Raw genomic sequence first — 16,352 nt, 5'->3', positions numbered from 1 at the left:
AAAGATCAAGAACTATGGATATCACAGCAAAATTTCTCGGAGGTGCAAAATCTGTCACAGGCTCCAAATACCTTATCGATATTGGCGATTTTGAATTTCTGGTGGATTGTGGGCTTTTTCAAGGAAGACGCGCTCTTCGGGACCGAAACTGGGATAAATTCCCAATGCCCTTGCCAGAGATGGAGGCTGTGGTTCTTACCCATGCACATTTAGATCATATCGGTTACCTTCCTAAACTTGTAAAGCAAGGCTTTTCTGGGCCAATATATGCAACAGAAGCCACCGTTGAGCTTGCCAAAATCCTGCTCTTGGATTCAGGAAAGCTCCAAGAAGAAGAGGCCGAATATGCAAAAAAGAAAGGCTACTCAAGGCATAAAAATCCAGAACCGCTTTATACCCAAGAAGATGCAGAAGCTGTATTTCCGCTTTTCGTTGGAAAGCCATTCAACCGTCCATTCGAAATAGACCCTAGAATTCAAGTCACTTTTTATTACGCGGGCCACATTCTGGGTGCAGCATCAGCAAAAATAAAAATCAAAGGAGACAGCCAAGAAAAAACACTCGTCTTCAGTGGGGACCTTGGAAGGTATCATGATCCTATCCTATATCCTCCAACGGTCATTCCCAAAGCAGATGTGATCTGGATCGAGTCTACCTATGGAGATCGAGTATCACCAGCTGTGAAACCACATCATGAGTTAGCGACCTATATCAATCGCACATTTGATCGAGGCGGAGTGGTAATTATTCCAGCTTTTTCGGTGGGTAGAACCCAGCTGGTCCTCTACTATTTGTATCAATTGATGAAGACTGACAAGATCCCAAAGGCTCCGATTTTTCTTGATTCTCCTATGGCCATCAATGCCACAGAAGTGTATGAACAATTTCATCAAGATCATCAGCTTATCGCTGTTCTGGATGAGCGCGATCAGCATCCTTTCCAACACAATCAACTCCATTTCACTCCAAAAGTCGAGCAATCCAAAAGAATCAATGAGCACTCGGGCAATGCCATCATCGTGTCGGCAAGTGGAATGGCCACTGGAGGGCGTGTCTTGCATCATTTGTATAATCGCATCACTTCCGAAAAAAATGCAGTGATTTTTGTCGGCTATCAAGCAGAAGGTACTCGAGGCAGAAGACTAGTGGACGGGGAGCCCTATATCAATATTTATGGCCAAGAATTGGAAGTTAAAGCTCACATCCATCAGATCGATGGCCTTTCCGCTCATGCAGATCAAGAGGAGCTCATAGATTGGGCAGAAGGATTTACGGATAAACCAAAGCTCGCATTTGTCATTCATGGTGAAGAAAAAGCCGCTGAGACACTCGCTGCAAGGCTCAAAGACGAGCTGGGCTGGAATCCGATCATCCCTCAATATTTGGAATCATTTGTGCTATTTGATAATATCTAAATTCACGAAAGATGAAGATAAATCCATTAGGTGTATGCGTAGTATTAATGGCCTTTTTATGTTCCTGCACCATGCTTAAACAGGACGGCCAAGGTGTAAAAGGTCAAGTCACTTGGCTTGAAGGCAACCAAATGCCGAAGGTCACCGAGCAAGCGGAGCAATCTGTAAACCCAAAAGGCACCCCAGTCAAACGAGTGATCTTGATTTACCCACTGACAAAGCTTCAAGATTCAAAAATGGAAAACGGGCTTTTCCAATCCTTAGCCACAGAACCGATCACGCAAGTGGAAACCGATGACAATGGGGCCTTTTCCATTGAATTAGCGCCTGGCTCTTATTCTATTTTCACTAAAGAGAATGAAGGAATCTTTGCCAATAGCTTTGATGCAGATGGGAATATTCAGCCTATAACCATCAAAAATGGCGAGTGGCAGGTCCTTGATATAGTGATAAACTATCGCGCTACCTTTTAGAAATAGTAAATTCTGATTAAATTTTTTCGATTTTTAAACACTGATTATCAGTATTTTATAATTAAAATTAAAATAAATTAACTTTTTTCAGCCCCACATGCAACCAAATTGGATAGAGTCACATCTACCTATTTGAAAGCCAACCAACATGTTTAACAGTACAAATTTTTCGGACGAAGCAGGACTCATCAAGGGTTGCTTGAAGGGCGACAGACTTGCTCAGCGACACCTGTATGAGTCCTACTCCGGAAAATTTTTAGCGATCTGTATTCGCTATTTGAAAGATAGAGAGCATGCTGAGGATGTGATGATCGAAGGGTTTATGAAAATCTTTGAAAAACTTTCCCAGTACCAAGGTACAGGCAGTTTTGAAGGATGGATGAAACGAATCATTGTTACGCAAGCCTTGATGAAGCTCAGAAGCAACAAGCATCTGATGATGGAGGTGAATGTGGAGGATGATACAGCATATCCTGATCATCACTACGAAACAAACCATATGGAAGTGGAAGAGCTAATGAATCTCTTGCAGGCACTTCCAGTAGGTTACCGGACCGTGTTCAACTTGTACGCGATCGAAGGATACTCTCACAAGGAGATCGGAGATCTACTCGGAATCACGGAAAGCACTTCGAAGTCTCAACTCAATAGAGCTCGAAATGTATTAAAAGACAGAATTATTGCCCAACAAATTAAAGAAAGGAAAATCAATGGCTAATCAACCTCAAAACTTGGACAAGCTTTTCGAAGAGAAGCTTAGCCAACATCAAGTAAAGCCAAGCAAACTGGCCTGGGAGCGCCTCGAGAGTCAGCTGCCAAAAAAGCAAAAGCCGGAGCGCAAGATCTACTGGTGGGCCGCAGCAGCAGCCGTCCTAGTATTGATCGTCAGCTACTCCGTCTTCCAGACTTCAGAGCAAACTAGCCAACCGGAATTTGTCGCTGAAACAACTCAGCCTGAAGAAATTACACCTCAAGAAGAATCTCCAAGCCAAACTCCTATCAATGAGGATGCACAAGAAGAAGAAGAAGCAAAAGAAAATATCAACGAACCCCAAAAGCTAAAAAAAGCTGATCCAAGGCCTTCAAAGAAAGAAGTTGTTCCAAATCAATTTACCGCAATGAACGAGAAGGCGGTAGATAAAAAAGAAGAGGCTACCGAAATCGAAATCCCAGAGATTGTGGTCCCAGAGATCGGAATTGACCAGCCTTTAATAGCGGAAGCGGAAATCGAGTTTCCCCTGGATAAAGAAATCGCTACAGCGCAGTCCAATGAAACTTTGATCCAGGAGCCAGCTTATAAAGTGACCATCATTTCTGACGGAATCAAAAGCGAAAAAGACAAAAACCTAATCGCAGGGATCGGCAAAAGAGTCAATCAGGTAGAAGGGCTTCTCGGCAAAGTTGATGAGGGCTTTGGCGAGCTTCAAGATGCTAAAAACAACCTTTTCGCTTCTCTAATTTCTAAAAAAGAGCGAACCACAGAAAAACCATAATTCAAGAAAACCACCAACTTATTTAAACTAAATCTCATGAAAAAGTATCTGCTATTATTCTGCCTTATGGCACTGGTTCAGGTCGGCTTTGCAGGAAGTATGCCCGACACTGACCGCAAAATCTCCTCAGACTCCGTGATCATCGAATTCGGTAAATCCGGTAAAGTCGTCATCATCGTAGACAACAAAGAGGATTTTGACAAACTCAAGCTGATGAACATCAATGAAATTATCAATGAGCTCGATTTAGCTAAGAATGAATCTACTGGCGATCTGACCATTGTAGAAATTCGCGACAAGAATGGCAATTCAAAAGAAGTTGTCAGAGTCAGTGAGGACGGAATGAATACCGAAGTACAGATTGGAGGTATGCGCGTTTTTGTCGATGACTCCGGCGTCAATACCAAAGTCAAGATTCAATCAGGATTGAAGAAGAATTCAGACCCTCCGTTTCGCACCTATTTCAATATAGATCTCGGGGTAAATAACTACCTGGATGGATCAGGAAGCTTTCCGACCTCAGACAATCCATATGCTGTGAAGGGCTGGGGAAGCTGGAATGTGGGCCTTAATTGGATGGCCGCTCAGCGAATCTCAAAAGGTTTTTATTGGGACTTCGGTCTTGGCTTCAACTTCTATAATTTCAAGTTTGAAAACCGGGATTTCCAGGCTGTAAGAGGTGATGAAATGATCGAGTTTACACAAAGAAGTGATGTAGATGGATTCAAAAGCAAGATCTCCGCATCGTACATTATGGCCACATCGATGCTCGAGTTGGATTTCGGGCGCATGAATGACAACGGCAAAAAAGGAATGAGAATCGCAGCTGGGGGCTATGTGGGTTACAGACTCGGTGGCCAATCCAAATTTGTCTATCGTGAAATCGGCGGCTCAGGTAGAAGAAAAGATAAAGAAGCAACAGGTCTCTATCTGAACAATCTCCGATATGGTGTACGTGGCGAAATTGGCTTCAGAAATTTGACCCTATTCACTACCTATGATTTGAATACCCTATTCCAAGAAGGAAAAGGACCAGAATTGAATCCAATCACATTTGGAATTGTATTTTAAAAACTAAACCAACTGGGGAGGATAAGTCCTCCCCGCTTTTTTTACTACGATGAAAACTATACTAACCACACTATTAGTAGCACTTATTCCTATGCTTGGAGTTTTTGCACAGACACAGCCAACTCAGCCTTCAACGCCAAAATCTCCTGATGAGCCCGACACGGTCATCTACACCAATGACAAGACGATCAAAATTTTTGGCAACTCTTGGGCGTATAATAAAACTGAAGATGGAAAATGGGTGCTAGATTTTGAGGCGGATGGCGATGAGAAGGAATCCCATAAATACAAAAAAAATAGATTTCGTGCCGGTATGTCCAATGACATTGGTATTAATATCTGGCCTCAGGATAGCGATGCCCCTCAGGTAAAACCTTGGGGTTCTTGGAATGTGGCTCTCAACCTAAGCGGCATTCAAGAGTTTGGTAGAAATTTTGAAATCAAAACTACTGCCGGAGTAAGCTGGTATAATTTCAAGTTTGAAGACACTAACCTCGTCCCCACAAAAACTCCAGACGGACTCCAATTTCCTGAATTTGCTGGTGACGGGATAGGAACCAAATCAAAAATTTCCGCCTCATATGCTAATATTACCATTCTCCCCACTATCAAAACTAGCAATCAAAAGCTTAGACTCGGAGTAGGTGCATATGCTGGCTACAGAATTGGGGGAAGAGGAAAATTTGTTTACGACGACCTGGATGGCGACAAGCAAAAACTCTATGAAAAATCAAATATGTACGTAGAAGACTTCCGATACGGTCTGCGAGCTGAAATCGGAGTAGGAGATGTGAATTTCTATGTCAACTACGACTTGAACAATCTTTTCCAAGAGAATCTAGGCCCGCAGGTTCAGGCCATTAGTTTTGGAATCACCACTTTTGACATCAACTAAACAACACACATAATGAAATCGAGCATAACTACAAGGACTTCAAAGGACATGAGCCCTAGGATTGTAAGATTACATGTGGCTCATCAAAAACTAAATCAGAATATGAAAACTTATCTAAAACCAATTTTGGCGACAGCCATATTCATTTTGCTCGCATCAGCATCCTTTGCACAAAATGTACTTGTAGATGTGACCAAAAACTACTCAAACATCTCTGTCATTGAGGTAGAGGGCGGTTGGCTTGCTGTAAAATATGAAGGAGGCTCTGGACCAGATGTATCCGTAGATGCCTTCCTCAAATCAAATGACGATGATCAAGACATCGTTTTTGTAACTGTAGGAGACGTGCTCAAAATAAAGTTCGAAAGAAAGAGAAATAATTACTCTTGGAACAACAGCAATGAAGGCTACATACATATCACTGGCCCATCTGATATGAAAGTAGATATAAAAAACAGTTCCGGATCCATTTATGTGGCCAAACTGAGAAGTGAAGAAACTAACATAAGTGTAAGCTCTGGTAAGGTTAAAGCTCAAGACATCGATGGAAATCTAATGATCAAAGCTACATCTGGCAATCTTCAAGTAGACGGTGTAAGTGGTGACGTCATCGCCGGCTTGACGAGCGGTAATGCCGACCTAGTAGATATCAAAGGTAATGCTGATTTCAAAGCGACAAGTGGCTCCCTAGACGCAAAAAATATAGGCGGAAAACTGAACGTGCAATTTACCTCTGGTAATGCCAAATTGGAAAACATTGGCGAGCTAGGTAGATTGAAATTTACTTCTGGAAATATCCGGGCAGAAAATGCTGGGCTTGGATCTGAAACATCCTTCAGCGGGACCTCAGGAAGCTTCAGAGTACAGACTCCATCTAACTTGAAAAACTTTAATTATGATCTCAAAGCGTCTTCAGGATCTGTTAAGGTTGGCTCTACTTCCGGTGGCAAAACACTCAAAATCGACAATAATGCCGAGAGCTGGATCGAAGGATCTATTTCCTCCGGGAGGATCAGTATAGAAAATTAATTAGTCCCAAATTCTAAAAAAAGCGTCGGCAGATTGCCGACGCATTTTTTTATGCGGGTCGCGAAGCTTCGCGAATGATGTCTCCTTCCTTTTTACTCAGTTTCATCATCCGAATAATTCTGTCAGGGCTAGGCTTTGCTAAAGAGAAAAAAACCAGGGTAATCGCAAAAAGAACCACGAATATTGGATTCTTGAAAAAGAGCAACCCTATGGCATCCAAGAGACATGAAAGTGTCAAGAGATGAATCCGTTGCAAAGAAGCTGAAGTATAAATCTGAATCTTACCTATTAAATCTTCAACTCGCTGGATTCCTTGCGTTCGCTTTCGGAAAATCAGAAACTGCGCCAATAGAAAAAACACACCTAAACCAGCTAGCCCAATTTCTACCACTGAAGGCAACTGTGGAAGCTCCCAATTCAGATTTCCGGAATTGTAATACAAATACACCAGGCCAAATAAGGGAAGGCTCAGACCCAAGAGGATCAAGAGCCGCACCTCCACACTTTTGTATAGTTTTCGTATTGCTTGAACTTCCACAACCTATTCGATAGTGACCTTGACATCATCTGTCATAGGTCGAGAAACACAGCAAAGAATATATCCCGCCTCCTTTTCTTTATCGCTAAGTCCTGCATCTTCATCCATCTTCACTTCACCGCTCAAAAGCTTTCCTCGGCAAGCCGTACAAAGACCGCTCTGACAGCTATACGGCATGTCAATTTCTTGTGCCAAACCAGATTCAAGAATGGTCTTGTCTGGGGAAACGGTCACATCATACTCTTCACCTTCCAAGAGCACCTTCACTTGTCTGGTCAGGCCGGATCCTCCTGAAGCTACCGCTTCCTGATGTGCCTGATCCGCTGCTGAAGAGTAAAAGCTTTCACGATGAACCCTGTCTTTCGAAACTCCCTGAGTTTCCATTACCTCCACCGCTTGATCCATAATTCCTTCAGGTCCACATACAAAATACTCAACATCAAATGAACCGTCAGACTCAGCGGCTTGTACATATTGATCGATCAATTCACGAGTGATTCTGCCAGATATTCCTTTCCACTCTGGAGATGCCTGACTTAGAATGTGCACTACTTCAAATTTCCCTGGGTGCTTTTCCACTAGCTGCTCAAGCTGGTCCTTGAAAATAATCTGATCTTCACTTCGGCTACAATAAAGTAAGGTCACTTTAGATTTAGGCTCATTGATAAAGGCTGACTTTAGAATACCCATAATCGGTGTAATCCCACTTCCTCCCGCGATCATTACAAAATGCCGACTATTTTTCGAATGAAAATCAGTGGTAAAATTCCCAATAGGGTTAAGCACATTGATGGTTTTTCCAGGGAATATTTTTTCATTTAAGTGGTTTGAAAAAAGTCCCCCAGGCACTCTTTTTACTGAAATACCAGGAAATGGATCTACAAAAGGTGAAGTACAGAGGCTATAAGATCTTCTCTGCTCTTTGCCCTCAAACTCCATTACCAAAGTCAGAAACTGTCCTGGCTGATATTCCAAGTGCGGATCTGGTTGATCAAAATAAATAGTGACTGTATCAGAGGTCTCCTTGACAACTTCCCTCACTTTCAGCGCGATATAGGGATTTGCTTTGGTTTCTGGTTTTTTCTTTTTGAATAGGTTAAACATGCCTGAGTGGTAATTCTTAAGTCAATAATCGGGTGCAAAAGTAAGCTTCAAAGATGAATAAAGCTTCTAATTCAATTTTTTATCCCTATGTAAACACCACTTTGAACAAGCTGGTTTAGAAATCGTCAATTTATTATGCCCTTTTATGACATAGTTCCTCCATTTTACCTCAGAAAATCTAACTTTGTGATCCTCAATAAAAATCCACCACGCAACAAAGTCAAACCTATCATGGAATTGAATGCACTGACTGCTGTGAGCTCCGTAGATGGACGCTACGCAGGGAAAACCGTCTCACTAAGAGCTTACTTTTCTGAATTTGCCCTAATCAAATATCGAGTACACGTTGAAATCGAGTATTTCATCGCACTTTCAAAAAGCGGCATTCCACAGCTTGCAGATTTTGATGCAGGTCTTTTCAGCAAACTCCGTGAGATTGTCAGTGAATTTTCGCTCGAGGATGCCACAAAAATCAAGGAAACCGAAAAGATTACCAATCACGACGTCAAGGCTGTAGAGTATTTTATCAAAGAAAAATTTGATGAGCTCGGACTGGGGACGTACAAAGAGTTCATTCACTTTGGACTCACCTCACAAGATATCAACAACACCGCCACACCCTTGATGCTGAAGGATGGCTTGAATGCCGAAATCCTACCTACATTGGAGGTAGTGACTCAAAAATTGAGAGACCGTGCCAAGGAATGGGCATTGGTACCCATGCTAGCAAAAACTCATGGTCAGCCTGCCTCTCCTACCCGACTAGGGAAAGAAATTGAAGTCTTTGTGGTACGAATCGAAAAACAATTAGAGCTTTTGAAGCAAGTACCTTTCTCTGCAAAATTCGGTGGAGCCACGGGCAACATGAATGCCCATGTGGTGGCTTATCCTGATGTGGCTTGGAATGATTTTGCAGAAGGCTTTGTCAAAGATTACTTAGGCCTTAGCCGTAGTTTCCCTACCACCCAGATTGAGCATTACGATAACTTAGCCGCTATTTTTGATGGACTAAAGCGAATCAACACCATTCTTTTGGATCTATCCAAAGACGTCTGGCAGTATGTGGCGATGAATTATTTCAAGCAAAAAATTAAAGCTGGTGAAATCGGCTCTTCGGCAATGCCGCACAAGGTGAATCCTATCGATTTTGAAAATGCAGAAGGAAATCTAGGTATTGCGAATGCCTTACTCGAGCATCTTTCTGCTAAGCTTCCTATCTCAAGACTACAGCGTGACCTGACAGATAGCACAGTTCTACGTGTTATCGGAGTGCCTTTGGCACATATGCTTATCTCCTTAGAATCTCTGAAAAAAGGACTGGATAAGCTCGAGCTAAATGATGCTGCTATTTCTGCCGATTTGGAAGATAACTGGGCTGTAGTCGCTGAGGCCATTCAAACCGTACTACGTCGAGAGGGTTTTCCAAAACCATACGAAGCCTTGAAAGATTTGACTCGAACAAACACAAAGATTACTGCGGATTCTATCCGAACATTCATTGATGGACTTGCCGTCTCCGAAGAAATAAAAGTGGAGCTCAGAAAAATTAGCCCCTTCAATTATACGGGTCTATAAAACGAAAGCCTTGACTGTTTCAAGGCTTTAATTTTTTTACTCTGTACCAAATCGATACTCGATCAAATGGCTATACTTTTCACCAGGTCGTAAAATCGGACTTGGGAAATTTTCGTGATGAATCGCATCTGGCCAATTTTGGGATTCCAAGCAGAATCCCCAATGCTTGTCATAGATTACACCATCCGCTCCCGCAAATTCACTCAAGAAATTCCCTGTATAAAATTGTACCCCAACATTGTCAGAGTACATTTCCATTTTCCTTCCTGTCTCAGGATGAACGACCGTGACAAAGTGAATCAAATCTGCTGAAGGCTCATTCTTCATTACCATATTGTGATCAAAACCTCCCCCGTTAGCGGCAATTTGATCACCCAAGACTTTTAGCTCCCTGAAATCAAAAGGTGTCCCATCCACGGGCCGAACTTCACCCGTCGGGATCAATTCATCATCAACCGGGGTATACGCAAATGCATCAAATTGGAAAACATGATCTTGGACATCGCACTTCATTCCTCCAAGGTTGAAATAAGTGTGATTGGTGAGATTCACCAAGGTCGCCTGATCCGTTTCTGATTCAAATCGAATCCGCAATACATCATCCAAAGTTAGCTCCATCCATAATGTGGTGTTGAGATTGCCGGGAAACCCTTCCTCCCCATTTTGGCTCAGGTAAGTCATTTTTACACCAATAATGGAGTCATTCGAATAGGGCTCCGAATCCCAAACCTTTTTGTTGAAACCTTCCAAACCACCATGGAGCGTATTTTCTCCATTATTTTTGGCGAGGGTATATGTTTTGCCATCAAGGGTAAAACTCCCATCCGCTATCCGATTAGCTACTCGGCCGGCAGTGGCACCAAAGAAGGGATTTGGTTTAGTCAAGTAATCGGCAACATTATCAAGAGTCAAAGCAATATTTTCAACCTTACCAGATTTGTCTGCAGTCCAGATTCGGGAAATTAATCCCCCATAATTACTCATCTCCACTTGCATTTTGCCATTATCCAGCAGATAGCTGAAGACTTCTTGCTCTCCGATCTGAGCGACCTTTTCTACTTTTATAGTCAGTTTCACTTCTTCAGTCATTTCTTCTTTTTGAGTTTCTGCTGGTTCGCACCCCATGTTTATCCATCCAAGGAGGAAACACAAGGCGAGGATTACTTTTGAATTTTTCATTGTCGTGTTTTTAGAAAACTACTTTCGGAGATGATTGATCTCTATTTTTTCAAGCTCCTCTTGAAGTCGATTTTGGTCAAAAAACTTTCCTCGCATCACTACTCCAATGGGCTGCTGCATGGTCTCGAGATTTTCTAGCGGATTTTTTGAAACTAAAACAAAATCAGCTGCCATTCCTTCCTTGATCATTCCCCACTCCGACTCTTTACTCATGTATTGGGCGGGTACCACGGAACCTGTTTTGAGAATTTCATAATTCGACATCCCGGCATCTGACATCAATTTGATCTCGTGATGAATAGAAAAGCCAGGAACATTGAAAACCTGCGGTGAGTCAGAAGACATGATCATGGGTACGCCCGACTCGTGCAGCGCAAGGAAAAGCTTTCTTCGGAAAGCTAAATAAGGCGCCACATACTCCTCATCAAGCATTCCCGCTCTTTCCAGTTGGGACTTGGTATTCACCCATTGCTGAATTAATGGGCCTGGCAGATATTTCATCTCAGGGGCCTTTCGAAATTCTTCTGCAGGTATGTACCCGAAATAGCGATCAAATAGCGTCAAAGTTGGTGCGATGTAGGTGCCTGTTTGGAGAGTTTGTTCAATTAGGCCTGGGAGTTTTTCAAGCTCCACTTCACCCACTAGTTTTAGATTAAAAGGACCTGAAGTCGTGGGATCAATAACCAAATCATTGGGCAACAAAGCCTCTAAATATCCATCCATGTGCTCTACAGATTTAAAACCACTGGAAAGAGCATTGTCCAAACCTACTGCCAAAGGCACATGCCCCCCAAAGGGAATGTCTACAGATTTGGCCGTTTTTGAGATTTCCCACATCTCGTCTAGCTCCACACCGGGGTGTATTTTGAGATGATCAAAACCAGCAGCTTTCTGTTCACGAACCATTTCTGCTGCTTGATCCGGACTGCTCACCGAATTTCCATTGAAGGAAGGTCCTGAAATGAATACCCTCGGCCCATCTGTTTCGCCAGAATTTACTCGGCTCCTGAGATCAATATGCGTAGGATGCCCCAGCATACTTCGGATTCTCAATACTCCATTAGCGAGATAAAGCCACATGGATTCCTGCTGAAGTTGGGTGCTCCCATCATTCGCCACAGGCAAATGCGCATGAAACTCCGCAAGACCCGGAAAGACGTAGGCACCTTTACCATCGACCAGATTTGGGCTAGCCATGCGCGGTGTTTGGGCATTAAGTGGAATGATTTTATCGATTTTCCCATCAACTACGTAGATGGCGTGATTGGAAAGCACTTCCTCACCATCCATAGTCACAATATTGACATTGGTAATGAGTAATTCTTGACCCTGAACGGATAGAGAACCAAGGAGAATCATGCAAAACCAATATACTTTAAGAAGTTTCATAACAATTATGATTTGTTCATTTCTGAATTTCGCCCTTTCATCCCTTTAATACAATGGCCCAGTGAAAATAAAAGCAAGACAAAGATTAGGAAGTAATCTGCGATTCACTTGAGTCAAAGATAAACTTCATAGCATGTTTGAGCATTTCTCCAGGCGAATCTTCAATGGAGAGTTTCAATCCATAAGTAGGTTCCTCCCAGGTGGCAAATTGTGAGTCCAGCATTTCTGCTTTCATGTAATGGTTTTTTCGAGCTAGCATCCGTTCCCAAATCAGATCCCGATGACCTTTCAAATGAATCCATTTGATATTCGGGTCCACTTGAAGGATGCGGCGATAGGACTCTTTGAGTGCCGAGCATCCTAGTACAGCTCCTCCAAACTTTTGAGATTTCGTTAATTTTTCGGCCAGTTTTTCGAGCCAAGGCTGTCGATCCTGGTCATTGAGAGGCTGACCTTGGCTCATTTTTTCAATGTTTGATTTTGGGTGAAAATCATCTGCATCGTAAAAAGGAATTCCTAATTCTCGGCTGATGAGTACCCCCATAGTAGTTTTCCCAGTACCTGACACACCGGTGATGATGATTAGCATATGCGGAAATTACCAAAATTTCCAAAAACGTAAAGACCGACTAAAACTTTTGCAAAAATGAGATTCAGACTTTTTTGAGGAAAACGAATTTCATCAGACACTTTATTAAATTTTTTATAAAAGTATTATTTATTTGAAAACTTTTTTTACATTTGTCAAGAAGTAGAAAAACATAGTAAAACTGATTTAATCAAAATAATATTTTAATTATATCTAGAATGAACTTCTAATTCCATAATTAGAACCCTAGACCTGAAATGTTATTTGATTTCACCCTGGCAAAACAGACTTAAACCGATTTAAATCGTATGCTCACAAATTATCCGCTTTCAGAAGTAGAAAAAGCATTCCTCAAGGAATCAGGAGTAGACAAAATCACTACACTCATCCCATATCTGATGGTAGACAATTTCCCGAAACTGGGGTTATTGACTGCCTGTAGATTCTTGGAATGGGCCGCAGCAAACCCAAATGGAGTTATCTCATTACCTACAGGAAGAACGCCTGAATTTTTCATCAAGTGGACCAAGTTTCTTCTAGAAAATTGGGATAATAAAAAGGGGAAGGAAATCCGTGAAAAATATGGGCTAGCTCAAACTAGCAAGCCTATTTTAAAGGATTTGACTTTTGTACAAATCGATGAATTTTACCCCATTTCCTCCAAGCAAGCCAATAGTTTCTACGACTATGTGAACAAATTTTATCTCGAGGGTTTTGGCCTCTCCAAAGAGAAAGCTATTTTAATCAACTCAGATGAAATCCCATTGGCACAGGGTCTATCCTACTCCGAGGTTTTTCCTGATTTGAAAGTGGACCTTTCCTTAAGATTCAGAGATCCCAACACCCCACTTGAAAAATTACAACAAGAGTCTATTTACAAGATCGATCAGTGGTGTGGGGAATACGAGCAAAAAATTCGAGATGCAGGAGGCATAGGTTTCTTTTTGGGAGGAATTGGCCCAGATGGACACATCGCATTCAACACTCGAGGCTCTCACCTTTTCTCCGTCACTCGACTCACAGAGACTAATTTTGAAACTCAAGCTGTCGCCGCTGGAGATTTGGGAGGCATAGAAGTATCGGCAAATCGACTGGTGATCACCATTGGACTGGACACCATTGTGTACAATAAGGATGCAGTGGGAATAATTATCGCAGCTGGAGAAGCCAAGGCAGGAATCGTGAAGGACTCACTAGAGACCAAAATGACAAATGTCTATCCTGCTACGGTGCTTCAGAAACTCAAAAACGGTCGTTTTTACCTCACGAGAGGTGCAGGAGTACAGCTCACAGACTCTGTGGATGCTTTTTATGAAAAGGGAGAATGGACCTGGGCTAAAACCGAAAGATCCGTCATGGATCTTTGTAAAAAGATTAAAAAGTACGGACATCGACTCACACTTTCCGATCTTAAAAACGACAAATATACACGCCTGATTCCGGATCTTTCTGAGGATACGGTTAATCAGGTAATCAAAAGCATAGATGCTAAAATTGCCAAAGGTCTAGAGCAAGAAAAAGATGAAGTATTGCTGCACACTGGACCGCATCACGATGATATTTCTTTGGGAATTCTGCCTCATATCACTCGTCAACTGAACGAGCCGAGTAATGAAGCTCATTTCTCGGTACTGACATCTGGTTTTACAGCGGTTACAAATTCCTTTGTGATCGACACCTTGCAGCACACCAAAAAGTTGCTTGATTTGGACAAAATCCAAATGGTGAATTACAGTGACTTTTTCACTGTAGGTTACTCCCTGAAAACGGACAAAGATGTCTATCATTTCCTTACTAATGTGGCTTCCGAAGAGCCTGAGGAAAGGCTTCGCGGACTTTGCCACCGCGTGGTACGTGCTTTGGTTATTGTTTTCGAAATCCAAAACAAGGTCAAGCTTAGAGAAACGATCAATGATGTGATCAGTATCTTGAAGAATAGCTACGACGGAGAAAAGAACCCTTCAAAGATTCAGAAATTGAAGGGGATGATCAGAGAGTTTGAGGAAGAATTGGTTTGGGCTCATTTTGGTGTACAAGTGAAGAATGTACACCACTTGAGACTTGGTTTTTACACAGGAGATATTTTCACCGAGCAACCAGACAAGGACCGGGATGTGGAGCCAATCGTAGAAATGTTCCGAAAAGTGAAACCGACAAAAATCAGTTTGACATTGGATCCGGAAGGGTCAGGGCCAGACACGCATTACAAAGTACTTCAAGCTACCGCCGCCGCTGTGAAGAAATGGGGCGAAGAGCATGACACGAGTGATTTGCGAATCATCGGCTACAGGAACGTTTGGTTTAAATTCCAGCCTTATGAGGCAAATGTAATCGTACCCGTGTCCCTTGGTGACTTATCCGTCATGGAAGACTCATTTGCAAATTGCTATCTCAGTCAAGTGAATGCGTCTTTCCCAAGTTATTCACACAATGGGAAATTCAGTACCGTCGCCAAAAGAACTTGGGTAGAACAATTGGACAATGTGCAATTGCTACTTGGTAAAAACTTCTTTTATCTTCACGAGCGTGCAGAAGTGAGAGCTAGTCATGGCTTGATCTTCTTCCGAGACATGAATGTGGACGAGTTTTTGTCTACGGCAAGAGAATTAGAAAAATCAATCGAAGGAATGTTGTAAATCACCCTTATAACAAAGAGAATCGGCTTGAAAAAGCTGATTCTCAACTTTCAAACCTATTAACCTATTTTTGCAGAATGAAGCAGGCCATTTTGGGATTAGACATCGGAGGAACAGGAATCACCGCGGGTGTACTTATTGACGGTCACCTAGAAGATGTTCGCCATATCCCGACCCCGGCCAAAGAATCGCAAGAGTTCGTATTAGAAACTATTGCTGAGTTCATTCAAACCTATTTACACCATGATCTTTTTGGGATTGGGATTGGTATCCCAGGACTTGTAGATGTGAAAAATGGCATTGTGCTCAATCTCTCAAATATCCCATCATTTCAGCATGTATTGCTTCGCGAATTTCTAGTCAATCGTTTTGGCAAGCCAGTTTCTATAAATAATGACGCAAACTGCTTTGCACTCGGCGTCCAAAAATATGGAGTTGGCAAACCCTTTTCTTCCCTAGTCGGGATTACGCTTGGGACTGGTGTCGGAGGTGGAATAGTGATCAATGGACACCTCTATTCTGGCGCCTATTCGGCTGCTGGAGAATGGTGCAGTGCGCCCTACCTAGATCAAGATTTTGAATACTATTGCAGTGGAAAGTTTTTCATCCATGAGCATGGCAGCAAACCAAAGAATTTGGCTAAAAAAGCCATTGCAGGCGATCCTGCAGCGATCAAAGCTTTTGAAGAATATGGCCATCATTTAGGAGAATTGATCAAGCATATTTTGTATGGACTTGCCCCTGAGGCCATCGTTTTGGGAGGATCCATCCGCAAGACTTACCCTCTTTTTAAAAATTCTCTTCATAAATCTCTCGAAAGTTTCCGGTACCCAAAGGTTATTGAAGGTCTACAGATTTTACTTTCTGAACTGGACGAAACGGCAATTCATGGCGCCGTTGCTTTGGTGGAAGATGAGTTAGAAATTGTTGGTACCCTGAGATAGATCTAGGGAGGATTTAGCTCTG

Annotated in this window: 15 protein-coding genes; 10 read left to right on the top strand and 5 right to left on the bottom strand. The window is 42.3% G+C overall.

Translation table 11 applies throughout. The features are described 5' to 3' along the window. Positions 1–14 precede the first annotated feature (14 nt). The 7 genes from ACFOSV_RS09310 to ACFOSV_RS09280 all read left to right on the top strand — a co-directional run bounded on the left by ACFOSV_RS09310 (position 15) and on the right by ACFOSV_RS09280 (position 6,376). Positions 15–1,415 (top strand): MBL fold metallo-hydrolase RNA specificity domain-containing protein, encoded by a 1,401-nt coding sequence (locus ACFOSV_RS09310; protein WP_377905720.1) that lies wholly within the window; start codon positions 15–17, stop codon positions 1,413–1,415. Positions 1,416–1,426: 11 nt separating this feature from the next. Further along, positions 1,427–1,888 (top strand): carboxypeptidase regulatory-like domain-containing protein, encoded by a 462-nt coding sequence (locus tag ACFOSV_RS09305; protein ID WP_377905718.1) that lies wholly within the window; start codon positions 1,427–1,429, stop codon positions 1,886–1,888. A gap of 148 nt (positions 1,889–2,036) precedes the next feature. Beyond that, the gene (locus tag ACFOSV_RS09300; protein WP_377905716.1) at positions 2,037–2,606 is read left to right on the top strand and encodes an RNA polymerase sigma factor; all 570 of its coding nucleotides are present in this window, start codon (positions 2,037–2,039) and stop codon (positions 2,604–2,606) included. Beyond that, positions 2,599–3,381, top strand: a complete 783-nt coding sequence (locus tag ACFOSV_RS09295; protein ID WP_377905714.1) for a hypothetical protein — start codon at positions 2,599–2,601, stop codon at positions 3,379–3,381. Before ACFOSV_RS09300 ends, ACFOSV_RS09295 begins: the two co-directional genes overlap by 8 nt. 36 nt (positions 3,382–3,417) lie before the next feature. Continuing rightward, positions 3,418–4,452, top strand: coding sequence for a hypothetical protein (locus ACFOSV_RS09290; protein WP_377905712.1), 1,035 nt, complete (start codon positions 3,418–3,420; stop codon positions 4,450–4,452). Positions 4,453–4,501: 49 nt separating this feature from the next. Then, positions 4,502–5,347: an outer membrane beta-barrel protein gene (locus ACFOSV_RS09285; protein WP_377905710.1), complete on the top strand. Its 846-nt coding sequence runs from the start codon at positions 4,502–4,504 to the stop codon at positions 5,345–5,347. Positions 5,348–5,449: 102 nt separating this feature from the next. Beyond that, positions 5,450–6,376 (top strand): DUF4097 family beta strand repeat-containing protein, encoded by a 927-nt coding sequence (locus ACFOSV_RS09280; protein WP_377905708.1) that lies wholly within the window; start codon positions 5,450–5,452, stop codon positions 6,374–6,376. Positions 6,377–6,425: 49 nt separating this feature from the next. On the opposite strand, the gene ACFOSV_RS09275 is transcribed toward ACFOSV_RS09280, so the two are convergent. Next, positions 6,426–6,914, bottom strand: a complete 489-nt coding sequence (locus tag ACFOSV_RS09275; RefSeq protein ID WP_377905706.1) for a hypothetical protein — start codon at positions 6,912–6,914, stop codon at positions 6,426–6,428. A gap of 3 nt (positions 6,915–6,917) precedes the next feature. Beyond that, positions 6,918–8,018, bottom strand: a complete 1,101-nt coding sequence (locus tag ACFOSV_RS09270; RefSeq protein WP_377905704.1) for a 2Fe-2S iron-sulfur cluster-binding protein — start codon at positions 8,016–8,018, stop codon at positions 6,918–6,920. 231 nt (positions 8,019–8,249) lie between these two features. Here ACFOSV_RS09270 and purB point away from each other — a divergent pair, with 231 nt between their 5' ends. After that, entirely contained in the window at positions 8,250–9,593 is a 1,344-nt protein-coding gene (gene purB, locus ACFOSV_RS09265; RefSeq protein ID WP_377905702.1) for an adenylosuccinate lyase, read from the top strand. 36 nt (positions 9,594–9,629) lie between these two features. Here purB and ACFOSV_RS09260 read toward each other — a convergent pair whose 3' ends face one another. From ACFOSV_RS09260 to ACFOSV_RS09250, 3 genes are all read right to left on the bottom strand, one after another. Next, positions 9,630–10,772 carry an aldose epimerase family protein gene (locus tag ACFOSV_RS09260; RefSeq protein ID WP_377905700.1) on the bottom strand — a complete coding sequence of 381 codons (1,143 nt, stop codon included), beginning with the start codon at positions 10,770–10,772 and terminating at the stop codon, positions 9,630–9,632. 18 nt (positions 10,773–10,790) lie between these two features. Beyond that, complete coding sequence (locus ACFOSV_RS09255) at positions 10,791–12,161, bottom strand: amidohydrolase family protein (protein WP_377905698.1); 1,371 nt, start codon at positions 12,159–12,161, stop codon at positions 10,791–10,793. 85 nt (positions 12,162–12,246) lie between these two features. After that, positions 12,247–12,750: a gluconokinase gene (locus ACFOSV_RS09250; protein WP_377905696.1), complete on the bottom strand. Its 504-nt coding sequence runs from the start codon at positions 12,748–12,750 to the stop codon at positions 12,247–12,249. Positions 12,751–13,058: 308 nt separating this feature from the next. Between ACFOSV_RS09250 and ACFOSV_RS09245 the strand changes: the two genes are divergently transcribed. Then, positions 13,059–15,386 carry a glucosamine-6-phosphate isomerase gene (locus tag ACFOSV_RS09245; RefSeq protein ID WP_377905694.1) on the top strand — a complete coding sequence of 776 codons (2,328 nt, stop codon included), beginning with the start codon at positions 13,059–13,061 and terminating at the stop codon, positions 15,384–15,386. Between the two features lie 77 nt (positions 15,387–15,463). Beyond that, the gene (locus ACFOSV_RS09240) at positions 15,464–16,330 is read left to right on the top strand and encodes an ROK family protein (protein ID WP_377905692.1); all 867 of its coding nucleotides are present in this window, start codon (positions 15,464–15,466) and stop codon (positions 16,328–16,330) included. Positions 16,331–16,352: the final 22 nt, after the last annotated feature.

Origin of the sequence: Algoriphagus namhaensis (assembly GCF_042649705.1) — a bacterium.
GTDB classification, from domain to species: Bacteria; Bacteroidota; Bacteroidia; order Cytophagales; family Cyclobacteriaceae; genus Algoriphagus; species Algoriphagus namhaensis.
Note: the sequence above shows the minus strand (reverse complement) of the source record. Positions and strands in the feature narration are given on the sequence as shown.

Bases quoted from the DNA above. Each gene is read 5' to 3' on its own strand.
- ACFOSV_RS09310 (WP_377905720.1), top strand. From the start codon at position 15: ATGGATATCACAGCAAAATTTCTCGGAGGTGCAAAATCTGTCACAGGC.
- ACFOSV_RS09305 (WP_377905718.1), top strand. From the start codon at position 1,427: ATGAAGATAAATCCATTAGGTGTATGCGTAGTATTAATGGCCTTTTTA.
- ACFOSV_RS09300 (WP_377905716.1), top strand. From the start codon at position 2,037: ATGTTTAACAGTACAAATTTTTCGGACGAAGCAGGACTCATCAAGGGT.
- ACFOSV_RS09295 (WP_377905714.1), top strand. From the start codon at position 2,599: ATGGCTAATCAACCTCAAAACTTGGACAAGCTTTTCGAAGAGAAGCTT.
- ACFOSV_RS09290 (WP_377905712.1), top strand. From the start codon at position 3,418: ATGAAAAAGTATCTGCTATTATTCTGCCTTATGGCACTGGTTCAGGTC.
- ACFOSV_RS09285 (WP_377905710.1), top strand. From the start codon at position 4,502: ATGAAAACTATACTAACCACACTATTAGTAGCACTTATTCCTATGCTT.
- ACFOSV_RS09280 (WP_377905708.1), top strand. From the start codon at position 5,450: ATGAAAACTTATCTAAAACCAATTTTGGCGACAGCCATATTCATTTTG.
- ACFOSV_RS09270 (WP_377905704.1), bottom strand. From the start codon at position 8,018: ATGTTTAACCTATTCAAAAAGAAAAAACCAGAAACCAAAGCAAATCCC.
- purB (WP_377905702.1), top strand. From the start codon at position 8,250: ATGGAATTGAATGCACTGACTGCTGTGAGCTCCGTAGATGGACGCTAC.
- ACFOSV_RS09260 (WP_377905700.1), bottom strand. From the start codon at position 10,772: ATGAAAAATTCAAAAGTAATCCTCGCCTTGTGTTTCCTCCTTGGATGG.
- ACFOSV_RS09255 (WP_377905698.1), bottom strand. From the start codon at position 12,161: ATGAAACTTCTTAAAGTATATTGGTTTTGCATGATTCTCCTTGGTTCT.
- ACFOSV_RS09250 (WP_377905696.1), bottom strand. From the start codon at position 12,750: ATGCTAATCATCATCACCGGTGTGTCAGGTACTGGGAAAACTACTATG.
- ACFOSV_RS09245 (WP_377905694.1), top strand. From the start codon at position 13,059: ATGCTCACAAATTATCCGCTTTCAGAAGTAGAAAAAGCATTCCTCAAG.
- ACFOSV_RS09240 (WP_377905692.1), top strand. From the start codon at position 15,464: ATGAAGCAGGCCATTTTGGGATTAGACATCGGAGGAACAGGAATCACC.